The 17,551-nt window shown below is 70.7% G+C and carries 16 protein-coding genes; 5 read left to right on the forward strand and 11 right to left on the reverse strand.

Translation table 11 applies throughout. From position 1 onward, the window contains the following. Positions 1-25: 25 nt before the first annotated feature. Complete coding sequence (locus MW290_RS02755; protein ID WP_250195796.1) at positions 26-502, forward strand: hypothetical protein; 477 nt, start codon at positions 26-28, stop codon at positions 500-502. On the opposite strand, the gene MW290_RS02760 is transcribed toward MW290_RS02755, so the two are convergent. The 7 genes from MW290_RS02760 to MW290_RS02790 form a co-directional block, all read right to left on the reverse strand. After that, a complete protein-coding gene (locus MW290_RS02760; protein WP_250195797.1) occupies positions 490-2,136 on the reverse strand; it encodes a response regulator in 1,647 nt (548 codons plus the stop codon). The two genes, MW290_RS02755 and MW290_RS02760, sit on opposite strands and share 13 nt — an antisense overlap. A gap of 5 nt (positions 2,137-2,141) precedes the next feature. Beyond that, positions 2,142-3,881 carry an ATP-binding response regulator gene (locus tag MW290_RS02765; protein ID WP_250195798.1) on the reverse strand — a complete coding sequence of 580 codons (1,740 nt, stop codon included), beginning with the start codon at positions 3,879-3,881 and terminating at the stop codon, positions 2,142-2,144. Continuing rightward, positions 3,878-4,903: an ATP-binding protein gene (locus MW290_RS02770; protein WP_250195799.1), complete on the reverse strand. Its 1,026-nt coding sequence runs from the start codon at positions 4,901-4,903 to the stop codon at positions 3,878-3,880. Before MW290_RS02770 ends, MW290_RS02765 begins: the two co-directional genes overlap by 4 nt. Positions 4,904-4,908: 5 nt before the next feature. Then, the gene (locus MW290_RS02775) at positions 4,909-5,298 is read right to left on the reverse strand and encodes an anti-sigma regulatory factor (RefSeq protein ID WP_250195800.1); all 390 of its coding nucleotides are present in this window, start codon (positions 5,296-5,298) and stop codon (positions 4,909-4,911) included. Next, the gene (locus MW290_RS02780) at positions 5,291-5,680 is read right to left on the reverse strand and encodes an STAS domain-containing protein (RefSeq protein WP_250195801.1); all 390 of its coding nucleotides are present in this window, start codon (positions 5,678-5,680) and stop codon (positions 5,291-5,293) included. The genes MW290_RS02775 and MW290_RS02780 overlap by 8 nt, the downstream gene beginning before the upstream one ends. Before the next feature lie 6 nt (positions 5,681-5,686). Continuing rightward, positions 5,687-6,577, reverse strand: a complete 891-nt coding sequence (locus MW290_RS02785) for an STAS domain-containing protein (protein ID WP_250195802.1) — start codon at positions 6,575-6,577, stop codon at positions 5,687-5,689. Positions 6,578-6,670: 93 nt separating this feature from the next. After that, positions 6,671-7,261 carry a GAF domain-containing protein gene (locus tag MW290_RS02790; protein ID WP_250195803.1) on the reverse strand — a complete coding sequence of 197 codons (591 nt, stop codon included), beginning with the start codon at positions 7,259-7,261 and terminating at the stop codon, positions 6,671-6,673. Between the two features lie 184 nt (positions 7,262-7,445). On the opposite strand from MW290_RS02790, the gene budC reads away from it, so the two are divergent. Next, complete coding sequence (budC, locus tag MW290_RS02795) at positions 7,446-8,207, forward strand: meso-2,3-butanediol dehydrogenase (protein ID WP_250195804.1); 762 nt, start codon at positions 7,446-7,448, stop codon at positions 8,205-8,207. Positions 8,208-8,221: 14 nt separating this feature from the next. Here budC and MW290_RS02800 read toward each other — a convergent pair whose 3' ends face one another. Beyond that, the gene (locus MW290_RS02800) at positions 8,222-9,904 is read right to left on the reverse strand and encodes a response regulator (protein ID WP_250195805.1); all 1,683 of its coding nucleotides are present in this window, start codon (positions 9,902-9,904) and stop codon (positions 8,222-8,224) included. Then, positions 9,901-11,421: an ATPase domain-containing protein gene (locus tag MW290_RS02805; protein ID WP_250195806.1), complete on the reverse strand. Its 1,521-nt coding sequence runs from the start codon at positions 11,419-11,421 to the stop codon at positions 9,901-9,903. The genes MW290_RS02800 and MW290_RS02805 overlap by 4 nt, the downstream gene beginning before the upstream one ends. Before the next feature lie 211 nt (positions 11,422-11,632). Here MW290_RS02805 and MW290_RS02810 point away from each other — a divergent pair, with 211 nt between their 5' ends. The 3 genes from MW290_RS02810 to MW290_RS02820 are packed head-to-tail and all read left to right on the forward strand — an operon-like array spanning position 11,633 to position 14,857. Further along, the gene (locus tag MW290_RS02810; protein WP_250195807.1) at positions 11,633-12,718 is read left to right on the forward strand and encodes an ROK family protein; all 1,086 of its coding nucleotides are present in this window, start codon (positions 11,633-11,635) and stop codon (positions 12,716-12,718) included. Beyond that, complete coding sequence (locus tag MW290_RS02815; RefSeq protein ID WP_250195808.1) at positions 12,715-13,848, forward strand: serine hydrolase; 1,134 nt, start codon at positions 12,715-12,717, stop codon at positions 13,846-13,848. Before MW290_RS02810 ends, MW290_RS02815 begins: the two co-directional genes overlap by 4 nt. Further along, entirely contained in the window at positions 13,769-14,857 is a 1,089-nt protein-coding gene (locus tag MW290_RS02820) for a serine hydrolase (protein ID WP_250195809.1), read from the forward strand. Before MW290_RS02815 ends, MW290_RS02820 begins: the two co-directional genes overlap by 80 nt. Positions 14,858-14,955: 98 nt before the next feature. On the opposite strand, the gene MW290_RS02825 is transcribed toward MW290_RS02820, so the two are convergent. Beyond that, positions 14,956-15,894: a ZIP family metal transporter gene (locus tag MW290_RS02825; protein ID WP_250195810.1), complete on the reverse strand. Its 939-nt coding sequence runs from the start codon at positions 15,892-15,894 to the stop codon at positions 14,956-14,958. Between the two features lie 318 nt (positions 15,895-16,212). Beyond that, a complete protein-coding gene (locus tag MW290_RS02830) occupies positions 16,213-17,385 on the reverse strand; it encodes a helix-turn-helix transcriptional regulator (RefSeq protein WP_250195811.1) in 1,173 nt (390 codons plus the stop codon). Between the last annotated feature and the right edge of the window lie 166 nt (positions 17,386-17,551).

The raw sequence follows: 17,551 nt of genomic DNA on the forward strand, positions 1-17,551 counted from the left end.
CATAGCTGTCCGACGGAGAGCGCAAATGACCTGGGCAAACTTGCACAACAACGAAAACCTGTACGGCAAGCGCATCAGCAAGGTGGACAAGCTTGGCGGCATGAACGGCCTGCCGGAGCAGGTTGTTTTGAGTCAACTGCTCAATAAAGCGCAAGGCCTGGGGTTGACCTCGGTCTACTCAGGCATGTCGTTCACTTGGGCTAGAGCCACAGTGTTGAACAGCCAAGTCTCGCTCGACAACCAAACCGAAATTGTCGACACCGGTAACAAATCAGCGGCAATCTGCTACGAGGATCGCGCGTTTCCTGTGTCGCCTGGCAACGGACATTTGGTGATCCGTCAGAGTCTGGCTCCCTGTACCCGTTGCCGCGCGGCATTCAGGGCTTGGGCAAGACAGCGCGACTCGACCATTGTTGTGTCGGCCGACAAGGGCTACGACCACGCAGCCGACAACACGGTGTTCATCTTCGCACCCACGGGCGCGGCATATCAATGGTCGTGAGCGGCGGAGCGCTCCACCAGCCCCCTCACCGCCCCCAGCAGCTCATCCACCCTGAACGGCTTGCGCAGCAGCTGGGCGCCAGGCACGGCGGTGGCGATGACGGCGCGGTCGACGTGGCCGCTGAGGAAGAGCACCGGCAGGTCGGGCTGGATCTCGCGCAGCCGCAGGGCGAGGTCCACGCCGTTGTCGCCGGGCATGGCGTAGTCGGCCAGCAGCACGTCGGGCACGAAGCCGCCGTTGACGATGGCCAGCGCCTCGCTGCCATTGGCCGCGCTGCGGACCACGTAGCCCGCCTCGTCCAGCAGACGCGAGACGGTGTGGCGGATGTCGGCCTCGTCGTCCACCAGCAGCACCTGCTCGTCCATCGCTGGGTGGCTGGCCAGCTCGGCCGGTGGCCGGGGCGCGTCGGCGTCGGCCGGCGGCAGCTGGCCGGCCTTGAGCCACAACGACACCGCGGTCCCTGTCTCGGGGCTGCTGCGCACACGGGCCGTGCCTTGCGACAGCCGGGCCACGCCCATCACCTGCGCCAGCCCCAGGCCGGTGCCACGGCCCGAGGGCTTGGTGGTGTAGAAGGGCTCGAAGGCCCGGGCCGCCACCTCGGGCGGCATGCCGTGGCCCGAGTCGGCCACCGTCACCACCACGTAGCGGCCGGCCGGCAGGTCGGGCTCGTCCGCCGCCAGCTCGCCATGCGCCAGGCCGATCTGGATGCGCCCGCCCTGGGGCATTGCATCACGCGCATTGATCACCAGGTTGAGCATCGCCAGCTCGATCTGGTTGGCATCGGTCAAGGCCACCAGCTGCTCGCCGGTGGCCGCCATCTGCACCTGGATGCGGCTGCCCGCCGTCTGCTGCAGCCATTCGGCCATGCCGGCCAGCAGCTGCTGCACGTCCACCGACTCAGTGCTCAACGCATCGTTGCGCGAGAAGGCCAGCAGGCGCGAGGTGAGGCGCCGACCACGTGCCGCCGCAGCCACCGCCTTGTCCAGCAGCGCGCGCGGCTCGCCCTCTTCCAGGCGCCGGCGCGCCAGGTGGATGTAGCCCACCATCGAAGCCAGGATGTTGTTGAAGTCGTGCGCCATCGAGCTGGTGAGCTGGCCCACCGCTTCCATCTTCTGCGACTGCACCAGCGCCGCTTCGGCGCGTTCACGCTGGCCGATCTGGTCCAGCAGCTCGCGGTTGCTGGCATGCAGGTCCTGCGTGCGTTCGGCGATGCGCTGCTCCAGCGTCTCGTTCAGCTCGCGGGTGCGGGCCTCGGCCTCGTACAGCCGCAGCAGCGCACGCACCGAGGCCACCAGTTCCGCCGGCTCGATGGGCTGGATCAGGTAGGCATCGGCCCCGCCCTCCAGGCCACGGGTGCGGTCCTCGGCACTGACGAAGGTGGCCGAAGTCTGCAGCACCAGCGTGGTGGGCCAGCGCTGCTTGATCACCTTGCACAGCTCGATGCCGTTGCCGTCGGGCAGCTGCACGTCCAGCAGCACCAGCTGCGGCTGCAGCGCCTCGATCTGCCGCAAGGCCTCGGTCGCGCTGCCCGCGTCCACCACATGGAAGCCGGCGTGCCGCAGCGCGCGGTGCTTGGTGTAGGCGGCCACCTCCGAGTCGTCGACGTTGAGGATGGTGACGGTACGGGCAGTCATGGCACTCACCTCCCATCGTCGCCCGGTGCCAGCACCAGGTTCATCAACCGCGAAAGGCCGTCGCGCGACAGGTCCTGCTTGGGCACGATGGCATAGGCCGCGGCCAGCGCACGCTTCTGGTCCACCGTCAGCGCATGCGAGGTGCACACCACCACCGGCGTGGCATGCAGCGGCGACGCAGCCAACTGGGCCAGCACGCCGAAGCCGTCGAGCCGCGGCATGTGCAGGTCGAGGAAGATCATGTCGGGCGCCTCGGCCAGCGCCAGCGCGAGGCCGGTCTCGCCGTTGTCGGCCTCCAGCACCTCGAAGCCGGCGTCCTGCGAGATGTGGCGGATGACGTAGCGGAACACCTCCTCGTCGTCCACCACCAGCACGCGGCGGCGGGCGCGGCCCTCGGTGCCTTCGTCTTCGGGCAGCGCCGCCTGGCCGAAGCGCACCGGCATCGTCAGCGTGAAGGTGGAGCCCGCGCCGGGCTCGCTGCGCGCGGTGAGCTCGCCGCCCAGCAGCATGGCCAGCCGGCGCGACAACGGCAGGCCCAGGCCGGTGCCGCCGCGCTGCAGCCGGCCTTCCACCTGCGCGAACTCCTCGAAGATGAGGTCGATGGACGAGGCCGCGATGCCGATGCCGGTGTCCTCCACCTCGAACACCAGGCGGGCGCGCCGCGCGTCGTGCCGGGCCCGCACCTGCACATGGCCGGCTTCGGTGAACTTCAGCGCATTGCTCACCAGGTTGCGCAGCACCTGGGCCAGCTTCTGCTCGTCGGCCAGCAGTACCGGCAGGTCGGGCGCGGCATCGAACACCAGGTTCACCGCCGGGTTGGTCAGCAGCGGCTTGAGCAACCCGCGCAGCGAAGCGAACAGGTCGGTCACGGTGAACTCGCTGGGCCGCACGTCCAGCCGGCCGGCTTCCACCTTGGCCAGGTCCAGCAGGTCGTTCACCAGCTCCAGCAGGGTCTGCGCCGAGCGACGGATGTACTCCACCTGGCGGTTCTGCTCGGTGGTCAGCGGGCCGTCCACGCCGTCGATCAGCAGCCGCGTCAAGGCCATGATGCTGTTGAGCGGCGTGCGGAACTCATGGCTCATGTGCGAGAGGAAGCGCGACTTCATCTCGCTGGCGCCGCGCAGTTCCTCGGCCTTCTGCTCCAGCTCGGAATACAGCGCCACCACGCCGCGGTTGGTGTCCTCCAGCTCGCGGTTCAGGCGGTCGGCCTCGGCCTCGCGCTCCTGCAGGTCGGCCAGGCTGGTGATCAGCTCACGGTCCTGCGCCTGCAGCTCGGCCACCGGATCGGCCCGCCGCGGTGGCAGCGCGGCGGTGAGCGCCTGCAGCTGGGCGGCGCTGGGGTCGGCCGGCAGCCACTGCGCCAGCCGCACCTCGGTGCCCTGCGGCGAGGTCTGGATGTCCAGCTCGTCCACCAGCCGGCGCGCGCTGGCCAGGCCCGCGCCCTGGCCGGGCGCGAACACCTTCTGGCCGCTGAGGATCTGGTCCAGGTCGGCGATGCCGCGGCCCTGGTCGCGCACCAGCACCTGCAGCTGGCGGCCGGCCAGCCCGATGAGCACCTGGCCGCCACCGGCATGGCTGAAGGCATTGCGCGCGATCTCGGAGACGGCGGTGGCCAGCCGCGTCTGGCCCTTGCGGTCCAGGCCCAGCAACTCGGCCACGCGGCGCACCTGCTGGCGCGCGGCCACCACCTCGGCCGGGCTGCCCAGCGGCAGGCTGGCCAGGGCCGGCAGCGGCGGCTGGTTCACGAGACGGCTCCCCGTGGCGGCCGCGTGTCCACCACCACGGCGGTGGCATCGTCGCGGCCACGGGCAAAGTCACGGTACAGCACGCCCGCCACCAGCAAGGGGTGGGCCTGCAACAGGCCCGGGTAGGTGGCCAGGTTCCAGCTGGTGGCGATGCCGTCGGAATGCATCACCAGCAGGCCGTCGCCGCAGGGGTAGTCGAACGCCTGGATCTTGCGCGCGTTGTGGCCCACGATGCCGTTGTGCGAGACCATGCGCCGCACCGGCTGGCCCGGCGCCTGCGGCACGAAGGTGCTGGCGATGTTGCCCACGCCGGCAAAGCTGACGGTGGCGCTGGCCCAGTGGATGCGGGCCACGCCCACCGCCGCGCCGCGGGTGTGGCGGATGGCGCCGTGCACCGCATGCACGATCTCATCGGGCTGTTGGTGGCGGCTGCGCTGGAACTGGGCCACGGCCTCGTTGGCGGCGCGGGCGGCGTCCATGCCATGGCCCAGGCCATCGACCACGAACACGGTGCGGCCCTCGGCATCGTCGGCATGGCTCCAGGCGTCGCCGCAGGCGGTTTCGCCGGGGCGCGGCACCACCAGGCCGGCCAGCGCGCCCGGCGCCACCTCGGCAGAGCCGGCCGGCAGCGCAGGCGCCGCCTGCTGGTCGTGCACCCGGGCCAGCATCGCGGTGCCGCGGCCGGGCCAGCTCACCACCGCGAACGGATGGGCCAGCCGCTGCAGCGCACCCAGGCCGTTGCCGGCCGTGCCGGCGGTGGAGTAGCCGTCGGCCAGGCAGCGGCCCAGGTCGGCGATGCCCGCGCCGCTGTCCAGCGCCAGCAGGTCGGCATGGTGGTCGGTGGCGTCCACCAGCAGCCGGCCGCCACCGCCGTGCTTGACAAGGTTGCTGGCCAGCTCGGTGGCCACCAGGGCCACGCGGCCGGCGGCCGTCTCGCCGAAGCCGGCGGCGGTGGCGGCGGCACTGGCGCGCCGACGGGCCTCGGCCACCTGGCTTTGCTCCGTGACGAGGACTTCGAACATGGGGCCTACTTGTAGCGGGCGATGGTGATGCGCGTGCCCTGGCCGGGCTGCGAGCTGATGTGGAACTCGGACGACAGCCGCTTGGCGCCGCCCAGGCCCAGGCCCAGGCCGCCGCCGCTGGTGTAGCCGTCACGCAGCGCCAGTTCGATGTCGGCAATGCCGGGGCCCTGGTCGATGAAGCACAGGCGCACACCGCGCCGGGGCGACAGCACCAGCTCCAGGTCCACCGTGCCGCCGCCGCCGTAGTCCAGCGTGTTGCGGGCCAGCTCGCTGGCGGCGGTCACGATCTTGGTCTGGTCGACCAGGCTCAGGCCGGCGTCCAGCGCCAGGGCGCGCACCCGCTGCCGCACCCGGACCACGTCTTCCGACTTGCGGATGTCCAGGCTTTCACTCACCGTCGTGGTCGTCGTCGTCCGGGTTCAGGTAGGCGTGGCGCCGGATCATCGCCATGCCCCGTTCCACGTCCAGCGCGGTCTTCACGCCGTTGAGCGACAAGCCCAGCTCCACCAGCGTGATGGCCACCGCGGGCCGCATGCCCACCACCACGGTGTCGGCATCCAGGATGCGCGAGACGGCGGCGATGTTGTCCAGCATGCGGCCGATGAAGCTGTCGACGATCTCCAGCGCCGAGATGTCGATCAGCACGCCGCGTGCGCGCACCGCCACGATCTTGGCGGTCAGGTCTTCCTCCAGCGCGCTGGCCAGTTGGTCGTGCATGTCCACCTGGATGGTGACCAGCAGGGCATCGCCCAGCTTGAGGATGGGAATGCGTTCCATCGCCGCTCAGCCCAGGCCGGTGGCGGGCGGCTGCGGCGCGGCATCGGGCCTGCGCAGCCGGGTGACGCCACGGCCCTGGCGCGACAGCGCCAGCGCGAAGGCGTCGGCCAGCGTGGCCTTGGACACCACCGTCAGCTCCACACCCAGGTGCACCATGGTCTGCGCGATCTGCGGGCGGATGCCGCTGATGATGCAGTCGGCCCCCATCAGCCGCGCGGCAGCCACCGTCTTGAGCAGGTGCTGCGCGGTCAGCGTATCCACCGTGGGCACGCCGGTGATGTCGATGATGGCCATGCCCGCGCCCTGCTGGGCGATGGACTCGAGCAGGTTCTCCATCACCACCTGGGTGCGCTGGCTGTCCAGGGTGCCGATGAGCGGCAGCGCGAGGATGCCGTCCCACAGCTTGATGACCGGGGTGGACAGCTCGGAGATCTCCTGCTGCTGGCGCACGATCACTTCCTCGCGCATGCGCTGGAAGGACTCCATCGTCAGCAGGCCCAGCCGGTCGAGCATCAACCCCGTCTGCCAGCTGGCCTGCAGCGCCAGGGCCTCGTTGCCCAGGTGGCGGTTGATGGCCTCGAACAGCGGCTGCTTGAGCGAGAAGATGAAGGTGGCGATCTCGCGCGGACTGAAGCCCTGCTGCGCGCGGCGGGCCGAGAGGTCGGACAGCGCATCACGCAGCGGCGCGAAGGCCGGCGCGTCGACGTCGCTGGACTCGGCCATGCCGGCGCGCAACTGGCGCAGCAGGCCGGTGCACTGCACCCTCAGCTCGCCTTCGCGGATGCGGCCGCTCTGCAGCGCGCCGTCGGCATGCAGGCTCTGCAGCCACGCCTCCAGAATCTCGGCCTCGTGGGCCGCCACGGTTTCGTAGGCGGGGGCTTGTCCCGGCTGACCCATGCTTTGAACTCCTCCATCAAGATGGGTGCGCTGCCCTCAGGTGAGGCAGTGTGATGCAAGCATGTTAGCCGCTGGCCGGGCCTGGCGCCCTCCCTACTGACCCAAGGCGGCCAGCAGCCGACGCACGTCGTCTGAACAATCGTCGCCCGGCTGCACGCCGTCGGCCAGCCGGGCCATGTCCAGCGTCACGGCCTGGGCCACGCTGCGCACCAGCAGGCATTCCTCGCCAGTCCATTGGCGCACTTCGCCGATCTGCTCGCAGCACACCACCCCCACCGCCTGGCCGTTGACCACGAAGGCCGCGTCCAGTGTGGCCAGCACCTGCTCGGGCTGGCAGTACGCGGCATTGAGGGCCTGCAGCGGCAAGGCGGCGTCCAGGTCGGGCACCGCCAGAACGCCGGTGGCCAGCAGCGCCTTCAGGTAGGCCTGCACCGCCTCCTGCGACAAGGCGCAGCGGTTGATCCGCAATCCGCGGCTGAAGCTGGACCAGGCGGTGCATTGCAGCGTCGATTCGGGGTGATCGCGCTGCAGCAGCCACACGGTAACGCGCGGGCAGGCGATGGCGGCCTTGAGCAGATCGGCCACCGCATCGAGGTACTGTGGCAGCGTGCAGGCACCGCTGTGCAGCTGGAAGCCCAGTTGCCGCAGCAGACCATGGGCCGCCGGAAAACGGATGTGGGGCATGGCGGCACCTCCTTCTATCGAGACGAGTGTAGACATCAGGTTGCAACGCGGAGGCCTGCATCGCGCCCGCGCCTCGGCGCGCGGGGCGAACCTACAGCCATCGACGTTCGCGTCCTACGGCCCGGGCCGCACCTGGGCCCGTAGCCTTGATGCACGGGCCGCAGTTGGCCCGGGGAGCAGTGATTTGCATCTATTCGGCAACAAGACCGTCATCGTCACCGGGGCGGCATCGGGCATCGGCCGCGGCGTGGCCGAGCGCTTTTCGTCGGAGGGCGCCAACGTGGTGCTGTGCGACCTGGACGAGGACAAACTGGAACGCGTGGCCGCGACACTGCCGCCCGATCGCACGCTGGCGCGCCGCTGCGACGTCGCGGACGATGCGCAGGTGCAAGCGCTGGTGCAGGCCGCGGTGCAGCATTTCGGCGGGCTGGACGTGATCGTCAACAACGCAGGCATCGCGCCTGAGGGCACGGTGGAACAGCTGTCCATCGACGACTGGCACCGCACGCTCAACACCGACCTGACGGGCGTCTTCCACGGCTGCCGGGCCGCCATGCCGCATCTGATCAAAAGCCAGGGCTGCATCGTCAACACGGCCTCGGTCTCGGGCCTGGGTGGCGACTGGAACACCGCGGCCTACAACGCCGCCAAGGGCGGCGTCGTCAATCTCACCCGCGCCATCGCGCTCGACTATGGCAGCCGCGGCGTGCGCTGCAATGCGGTGTGCCCCTCGCTCACCCGCACCGGCATGACCGAGGACATGCTCAAGGACGGCGAGCTGGTGCAGCAGTTCATGCAGCGCCTGCCGCTGGGCCGCGTGGCCGAGCCGGCCGACATCGCCGGCGTGGTGGCCTTCCTGGCCAGCAAGGACGCGCGCTTCGTCAACGGCGTGAACCTGCCGGTGGACGGTGGCGTGACGGCCTCCAACGGACAACCGCCGATGTAACCGCCGATGCAAGTTCAGCGCGCGCCGTCCTGCATGGCCTGCGACACGGCGCGCAGCAGCGTGCCGATGTCGAAGGGCTTGATCAGGATGGACTGCGTGCCCAGCACCGTGCCCACCTCGGCCATGTCGGCATAGCCGGTGGCCAGGATGACCGGCAGGCCGGGCTGGCGCTGGCGCGCGGCCTTGATCACTTCCGCCCCGTTCATGTTGGGCATCGCGTAGTCCACGATCAGCAGGTCGGGCCGCTGGCGGCCCAGCGCCTCCAGACCGTCGGCGCCGTTGGAGGCCGACATCACCCGGTGCCCGTTGAAGCGCAGGCTGTCCACGATCACGCGGCGCACCTCGGCATCGTCCTCCACCACCAGGATGTGGTGCTGCCGCGGCGCCGCCTGCGTGGGCCCGTCCAGCGGTGCCTGGGCCACCTGCTCGGGCGCGGCCATCGGAAAGTGCATCTCCACCGTCGTGCCCTCGCCCACCCGGCTGTCGATGCGGGCCATGCCGCCCGACTGCTGCGCAAAGCCGTAGACCTGGCTCAGGCCCAGCCCGGTGCCGCTGCCCAGCGGCTTGGTGGTGAAGAAGGGATCGAACACCTTGCTCAGCAGGTGCTGCGGAATGCCGCCGCCCTGGTCGGTGACGGACACCCGCACGTAGCGGCCGGGCGGCAGCTCGTCGGTGCCCAGCGTTTCCACCCGGGTGGCGATGCGCAGGGCGCCGCCCTCGGGCATCGCGTCCTTGGCATTGACGGCCAGGTTGAGCACGGCCATCTCCATCTGGCTCGGGTCCAGCTGCACCCAGGCGGCGCCTTCGCACAGGTCCATGTCCACCGCCACATTGGCCCCGGTGGAAATGGCCACCAGTTCCTGCATGCCCAGCAGCAGCGCATTCACGTCGGTCAGCCGCGGCAGCAGCGACTGCGCGCGCGCAAAGGTCAGCAGCTGGCCGGTCAGTCGCGAGCCGCGCGAGACGGCGCGCCGCGCCCGCTCGGCGATGGCGGCCACCTTGGGCTCGGGGCTCTGGCGCACCAGCAGCTCCAGGTTCATGCTGACCACGTGCAGCAGGTTGTTGAAGTCATGCGCAATGCCACCGGTCAGGCGGCCGATGGCTTCCATCTTCTGCATGTGCACCAGCGCGGCCTGGGCGCGCTCGCGCTCGTTGATCTCGGCCATCAGCCGGTCGTTGGCGGCGGCCAGCTCATGGGTGCGGGCGGCAATGCGGTCTTCCAGCTCGCGGTTCAAGCGCTCCACCGTCGCCCGCGCCTCGCCCAGCTCCTGCAGGTTGCGGCGGGTGGTGTACTGGCGGTTGCGGGCGCGCACCACGGCCTCGGCCGCGCTGGCCAGGGTCTCGGCATTCACGGGCCGTTCCAGCAGCATCACGTTGCCCAGGGCATGCAGAGCCTGAGCAGCCACGTCCGATCGGCGGCCGGCCTGCCGCGTGGCCAGCACGATGAAGGGGAAGTCCGACCAGCTGGGCTGATCGGCCAGCCAGCGGGCCAGCGCCCCGCCAGGCTCGGCCTGCAGCGTTTCTTCGGTGACGATGGCGGCGGCAGCGCCTTCACGCAGGGCCGACAGCATGGCCTCCTGCGTAGCGCAGACCACCGCCTCGATGCGGGCGGCGGCCAGCACCGAGACCACCACGTCCGCGTCTCGTCCGCGGGGCGTGTGCACCAGCACCCGCCGCTCGATGGGGGCGGCGATCACCGCGCAGGCTCAGTAGCCACTTCGTCGCCCAGCAGGGCCTGCGTGCCGCGGTAGGAAGGCACGCCGCGCATCACGCCCTCGAAGTCGGTCAGGGCCGCGCCCACCTCCACGCCGCCCTGGCCGAGACGGAACTCGCGGATGAAGGGCTCGTGCGCGCTGGTGCGGCTCTTGACCACCGACACCGCCTTGAGCAGCCGGCCGCGGGCCTCGAAGAAGCGGAACAGCAGCAAGGCATCGCTGAGGTAGCTCAGGTCCACGTCGCTGCTGCCCTCACCGAACAGCCCGTGCTGGCCCAGCACCAGGATGGTGGCCACGCCGCGCTGGTTCAGGTAGGTGAGCAGCTCATGCATCTGCAGCAGCAGGAATTTGCCGCCAGGCATGCCCTGCAGATAGGCATTGAGGCTGTCGATGACGAGCGAGGTGACGCCCCGACGCTCCACCGCGTCGCGCACCATGTGTGCGAATTCGCCGGGCGACACCGCCGCCGGGTCCAGCGCATGCACTTCCAGGCTGCCGCTGTCGATGTAGGGCTCCACCGGCAGGCCCAGCATGCGGCAACGCGCCAGCAGCGTGCCAAGACCTTCGTCGAACAGGTAGTAGGCCGCCTTCTCGCCGCGCTGCAGCGCGGCCACGGTGCAGGCCACGGCCGTGGTGGTCTTGCCCACGCCGCTGGGGCCGGCGAACAAGGTGTTGCTGCCACTGGTCAGGCCGCCGCCGAGCATGCGGTCCAGCACGGCGTGGCCGGTGCTGCGCACCACATGCGCCAGCGAGCCGCGATGGTCGGCCGCGGTCAGGCGCGGAAACAGCGCAATGCCGCCGGTGTCCAGGCGGAAGTCGTGCTCGCCGCCGCGGAACTTGGCGCCGCGCAGCTTGGCCACGCGCAGGTAGCGCTTGTCCTCGCCGTAGTGGCCGCTGTTCTGGCCCAGGCTCAGCACACCGTGCGCGATGCTGTGCAGCTGCAGGTCGTTGTCCTGGGAGGTCTTGTCGTCCAGCAGCAGCACGGTGCACCGGTGCCGCGCGAAGAAGTGCTTGAGCGCCAGGATCTGCCGCCGGTAGCGCAACGGGTCCTGCGCCAGCAGCCGCATCTCCGACAGGCTGTCGAACACCACCCGCTGCGGATGGTGGCGCTCCACCTCGGCCATCACGCCGCGCGTGGTCTCGCCCAGCTCCACCTCCGACGGATGCAGGATGGACTGCTCGGCCTCGGCGCTCAGGCCTTCGGCCGTCACCAGCTCGAAGAGCTGCAACCCTTCCAGCGACCAGCCGTGGGCGGCGGCCACCGAGCGCAGTTCGTCCGCGGTTTCCGACAGCGTGACGTACAGGCCGCTTTCACCGCAGCGCAGGCCTTCCAGCAGGAACTGGATGCCCAGCGTCGTCTTGCCGGTGCCCGGCTCACCCTCCACCAGGTACAGATGACGGGCCGGCAGGCCACCACCCAGGACATCGTCCAGGCCGGCGATGCCGGTGGAGGCACGTGGAGCAGCCTGAGGCGGGTGTTGCGAAGGCGGGGGGGTCATGGATGGTAGGCCAGTGCAGACAGCGCGGCAGGGTTCCGCCGCGGATCGACGACTCGGGCAAGCACCGTGCCCGCGGCGCCCCGGCCGCCGGCCGCGCCGACCGCCTACAGCCAGTGCAAGCGCCGTCTGACGCACGGCAGTGCCGTCTGCGCCAAGCATCGGGGCTGCGTCCTTTGCCCATGCCATTCACGCGCCCGCCCGCCGTCCACCCATGAGCCCGACCCCACCCCCCCGCCCTACGCCGCCCGATCCGCCCGCCCACGGCAGCTGCGAGCTGGCCGACGTGCGCATCGACGGCTACAGCCTGGAAATCGAGGACGAAGAAGGCTTGGTGGGCGACCAGGCCAGCCAGACCGCCTTCCGCGAACTGCTGGCCGACTGGCGCGCACGCATGGAGCGGGCCGGCCGTGATCCGCTGGGCCCGACGCCCAGCGAGGAGATGAGCAAGGCCGAGCTGGACCGCATCGCCACCTCGGGCGACACCGAGGCCGCGCGCACGGTGGCACTGGCCATCGACGAGTTCTCGCAACGCCTGGCTTATGTCATCGGCCGCCTGATGCGCCACCCCAGCTGGCAGGGCGTGCAGCGCATTGTGGTGGGCGGCGGCTTCAAGGAAAGCGTGATCGGCCGCATCGCCATCCGCCAGACGGCGGCCCGGCTGCAGACTGAGAACCAGCCGGAGGCGCTGCGGGCGCTGCAGCTGCAGCCCATCCACCACGGCGCCGACGACGGCGGCCTGGCCGGCGGTGTGCAGCTGCTGCCGGCCGAGCTGCGGCAGGCCGGCGGCGCGATGCTGGCCATCGACATCGGCGGCACCAACGTGCGCTGCGGCATCGTGCGGTTCGGCCCTGGCGGACACGATGCGCGAGTGACGGCGCGCGAGAAGTGGCGCCATGCCGACGAAGAAGGCGAGGCCGACCTGGTGGAAGGCATCGTCGGTCTGCTCCGGCAGTTGATGGCCGGCGCCGATGAAGAGGGTCTGGCGTTGCTGCCGGTGCTGGCCGTGGGCTGCCCCGGCGTGGTGATGCCCGACGGCAGCATCGACCGCGGCGCACAGAACCTGCCCAGCGACTGGCGGCAGGCGAGCTTCCACCTGCCGCGCCGGCTGCAGGAGAACATCCCAGAGATCGGCGGCGCCGCCACCCGCGTGGTGATGCACAACGATGCGGTGGTGCAAGGCCTGAGCGAGCTGCCCTTCACGCAGGACGTGCGCCAGTGGGCGGTGCTGACCATCGGCACCGGCCTGGGCAATGCCAGCTTCAGCAACCGGTCGGGCGCCGGCCACGGCGCGTCATGAGGTGGCGGCGGCTGCCCTGGGCCGTGCTGCTGTTGGCCAGCGCGCCACTGCAGGCCGCGCCCGATGCCAGCTGGGTGACGCGGCTGCAGGCCCAGCTGGCGGCGGTGGCCGCGCGGCACCAGGCGCAGATCGGCGTCTACGTGCGCGACCTGGACAGCGGCGTGGCCACGTCCTTCCAGGCCGACGAGGCCTGGTATCTCGCTTCCACGGTGAAGGTGCCGGTGGCCATCACGGTGCTGCGGGGCGTGGAGCGCGGCGACTTCGGCCTCGACACGCCGCTGACGCTGCGTGCCGCCGACGTGGTCGACGGCGCCGGACCCACCCGCCACCAGCCGGTGGGCAAGCCACTGACCGTGCGCTACCTGCTGGAGCAGATGATCGTGTGGAGCGACAACACCGCCACCGACATGCTGATCGGCCTGGTGGGCATCGGCGCGGTCAATGCCCTGGTGCAGGAGCTGGTGCCCGACGGCATCGGCCGCATCACCAGCCTGGCCGACGTGCGGCGGCAGGTGTACCGCCAGCTCACGCCCGAGGCCCTGCACCTGCAGGGCAGCGACTTCGTGCTGCTCAAGCAGCAACGCAACGACAGCGAGCGCCGGCTGGCGCTGGCGCGGCTGCTGGACGTGCCGCCGCAGCAGCTGCGCCTGGCCAGCATCGGCCAGGCCTACGACGCCTACTACGCCACCGGCCTCAACAGCGGCCGGCTGGACGCCTATGGCGAGCTGCTGGCCCAGCTGGTGGAAGGCAAGGCGCTGGGGCCGGTGGGCACCGCCTGGCTGCTGAAGGTGATGGAGCGGGTGAAGACCGGCCCCAACCGCATCAAGGCCGGGCTGCCGTTGCGCACCCGCTTCGCCCACAAGACCGGCACCCAGCGAGCGCGCACCTGCGACAGCGGCGTCATCAGCGTGCCGCGACTGGGCAAGGACACCCGCGTGATCGTGGCCGCCTGCACCCGGGGCGAGCTGTCGGTCACGCGTTCCGACCAGGCGCTGCGCGATGTGGGCGCCGCCATCTGCCAATCCGGCCTGCTGACCGACGGAAGACCCCATGACCCCATGTGCCAACAACTTCCCCGCCTGTCGTCCGACGCTGCTTCTGGCGGCCCTGACGCTGTGGACCAGCCTTGATGCCACTGCCGCGCCGCCCGATGCGCCCGCCGCAGGCTGGGTGGATGCGCTGCGCCAGCAGGTGCAGCGCATCGACGAGGCCACGCCCGGTCAGCTGGGCGTGTTCGTCAAGCGGCTGGACACCGGTGAAGCGCTGAACTACCAGGCCGACCGGCGCTGGTACCTGGCCTCCACAGCCAAGCTGCCGGTGGCGCTGGCGGTGCTGCAAGAGCTGGAGGCGCGGCGCGGCAGCGTGCAGCAGAAGCTGGTGCTGCAAGAGGGCGACAAGGTGGACGGCTCGGGCGCCCTGGTGTGGCAGAAGGCGGGCGGCTCGTACACCATCGAATCGCTGCTCAAGCGCATGATGGAGCAGAGCGACAACACCGCGGCCAACCTGCTGGTGCGCAGCATCGGCGTGGACACCCTGAACCGCCGCGCGCAGGCGATGATGGGTGATGGCCTGGGCCCACTCACCGACTTTGCGCAGGTGCGCTACGACGTGTATGCCGAGCTGCACCCCCGCGCCCGCGAGCTGCCGCGCATCGACCTGGTGAAGATCGCTGGCGCGCCGATGGGCCCGCAGCGGGTGACGGCGCTGCGCCGCACGCTGGGCGTGCAGGAAGACGAACTGCAGGTGCGCAGCATGGACGAGGCCTACGACCGCTACTACCGGCGCGGCACCAACTCGACCACGCTGGTGGCCTACGGCGGCATGCTGGAAAAGCTGGTCAAGGGCGAACTGGTATCGCCCGCGCACCAGCAGCTGCTGTTCATCGACATGAAGTTCGACCGCTACGACAACTACCGGCTGGAAGCCGGGCTGCCGCGCACGGTGAAGTTCATCCACAAGACCGGCACCCAGCACCGCCGCGCCTGCCACATGGGCGTGATCCATCCGCAGGACGGCGGCCGCCGGGGCATCGTGGTGGCCACCTGCGCCGAGGGCCTGGACGAGAACAAGCAGGCCGGCGCGATGTTCGAGCAGATCGGGCGGGCCATCACGCAGACCCTGCTGACCTCGGCAAATTGAGCACGTACCCCCGCGGCCGCCGCCCGGCCGCTCCGAAGGCGGCCGCGGCAACCCGCCTGGCGGGTGGGGCCGCGTACCCGCGGGCCCGGGTGCCCCATCTACCCCAGGGCGGTGTCGAGCAGCATCATGAGCACGAAGCCCAGCATCAGGCCCGTGGTGGCCGCGCGCTCATGGCCCTGTCGGTGCGACTCGGGAATGATCTCGTGGCTGATGACGAACAGCATCGCGCCCGCCGCTGCAGCCAGCCCCCAGGGCAGCAAGCCGGTGGCCAGGCTCACCAGCGCGGCGCCGAACACCGCGCCCACGGGCTCCACCAGCCCGGAAGCGATGCCCAGCCCCACCGCCACCAGCTTGCTGTAACCCACGCCGCGCAGCGCGAGCGCGATGACCATGCCCTCGGGCACGTCCTGGATGGCGATGCCGGTGGCCAGCGCCTGCGCACCGATGCGGTCGGCGCCGCCGAAGCCCACGCCGATGGCCAGGCCCTCGGGCAGGTTGTGCAGGGCGATGGCGGTGACGAACAGCCAGGCGCGGCGGGTGGTCTCGCGCTTCGGACCTTCCAGGCCCTTGATGAAATGCTCGTGCGGCACCAACCGGTCCAGCAGCATCAGGCCTGCCGCGCCCAGCAGCAGGCCGGTGCCCACCACGCCGCCGGCCTGCCAGGGCCCGGCTCCCTGGGCCTTGGCGGCGGCCAGCGCAGGGATGATGAGCGAGAAGGAACAGGCCGCCAGCATCACCCCGGCGCCAAAGCCCAGCATCGAGTCATTGGCCCGCTGCGAGAACTGCTGCGACAGCAGCACCGGCAAGGTGCCCAGCGCCGTGGCCAGCGCTGCCACGCCGCCGCCCATCAAGGCCCCCTGCACCCGCGGGTCGGCCATGAAAGGCGCCTGCAGCAAAGCGTCGAGCGCGGCGGCCAGGCCACCCAGCACCACCGCCCAGCCGATCCATCGCCGCAGCCGGGTGGCCAGGCGTTCAGGGCGGGTTGCCGGGGCCGGGTGGCCGGGGCTCAGGGTCGGGGTGGGCAAAGGGGCAGGCATGGGGCGCTCGGCAGGTCGAATCCGGCCGCGGCAGCGGCGTCAGCTGCCCCATCGGCAATCGGGATACCCGGCGACGCCTGCGCTGGCGCCTGACCGCCGCACGCTCATCGGCAAGGCCGCGAGTGCAGCAAGCCTGGGTGCGCCCCAGGATCAGCCCGCGGGCCTGAGAGCGTGAGAGTCTTTCGTTCAAGCCCGCTCACCACGCCCAAAGACGCCCGCTCGTCGTTGCAAATGCTCGCCGTAGCCCGAGCTACGGCTGTGCTTTGCGCCTAGATCGGACGCCCTTGGACGCGTTGCTCGGGCTCGCCCGAAAAACTCTCACGCTCTGAGGCCGCCGCCGCGCAGCCGGGCCACCAGCTCGGTCTGACGGCGGGCACCGGTCTTGGCCAGCAGGTGGCCGATGTGGGTGCGCACCGTGGACAGCTTGACGCCCAGCAGATCGGCGATGCTTTCGGCCGGCAGGCCGTCCAGCACATGGCGGGCGGTGCGCAGCTCCGCCGGGGTCAGGCCGTAATGAGAGGCCAGCGCCTCCAGCACATCGGCGGACGAGCTGCGCAGCGTGGCTACGGCGTGCACCGTATCGTCAACCTGCCCTGCCAGCAACGCGGGCGTGGGCCCGTGCACCTGGCGCAGCGTCAGCACCACCGGCGTCTGGTCCTGGTCCAGCAGCATGTGACGCACGGTGGGTGCCTGCGACAGAGCGGCCATCAGGCGCGCCAAGGGCTGCCAGCCGGCGGCAGTGTGGGCCATCAGCGTGCCCCCCAAGGTCAGCTGCAGCGGGTGGCCGGTCCGGCATGCGGCCTGCGCCTGGCGGTTGCCACGCATCAGGTGCCCACGCTCGTTGACGAACAGCATGGGCACGTCCAGATCCTCGAACATGCCTTCCAGCGTATCGGCCATCGCCACCTGCGGCGCAATGCGCCGATGCAGGCGCAGCGCGCGACCCAGGTCGGGCAGCACCTCTCGCAGGCGGCCCACCAGCCGCCGATCGAACCAGCCGGGCTGCGCCGACGCGCGGTGGAAGCTGACGATGGCGCAGTCGGTACCCTGCGGCTCCAGCGGTGCGGTGACGCCGGTGAGGATGTCCTTGATCTGCGCATGCGCCAGGAACTCGCGCCCGAAGTAAGACACGCGCAGCGCCTCCGGATCGACGATGTCGCAGCCGCGTGCCACGTAGCCGGGCTGCAGCAGGCCTTGCGCCTGCGCCGCCAGGCGCCAGCTGTCGTGGGCGAAGAAGTGGTTGTGGTACTCAGTCAGCGAAGCGGGTGACACGCCGCGCGTGGCCAGCGTCTGGATGCCCTGTGCGTCCGGCGGCATCATGAAGATGGCGGCCGAGGCATCGAAGTGATCGCAGAAGCTGGCCAATGCCTCGCGGAAGCGGGCATCGTCGCCCACCGCGTCGTACAAGGCCTCGATGCAGTCGCCCAGGCTGGCGGGCGGGCGGCTGGCCGGCTCCATGGCCGGACGTTCCAGCTCCGAGAGGGTGGGCAAGGCAGATCCTCCTGCGTGGTGGCTGATGCGGCCGGCCGGTGTTGCAGCCGCACCTTACGCGATCAACGGCCCCGAGGACAGCTGCGCCGGGACGGTGTGGCGCCAGGAGTTAGGGGTGGCGAGGCGGCCGTGGTCGTGCCAGCCAGGTCCATGCCTCGTAGGACAT

Origin of the sequence: Aquincola tertiaricarbonis, from assembly GCF_023573145.1 — a bacterium.
GTDB lineage: Bacteria > Pseudomonadota > Gammaproteobacteria > Burkholderiales > Burkholderiaceae_C > Aquincola > Aquincola tertiaricarbonis_B.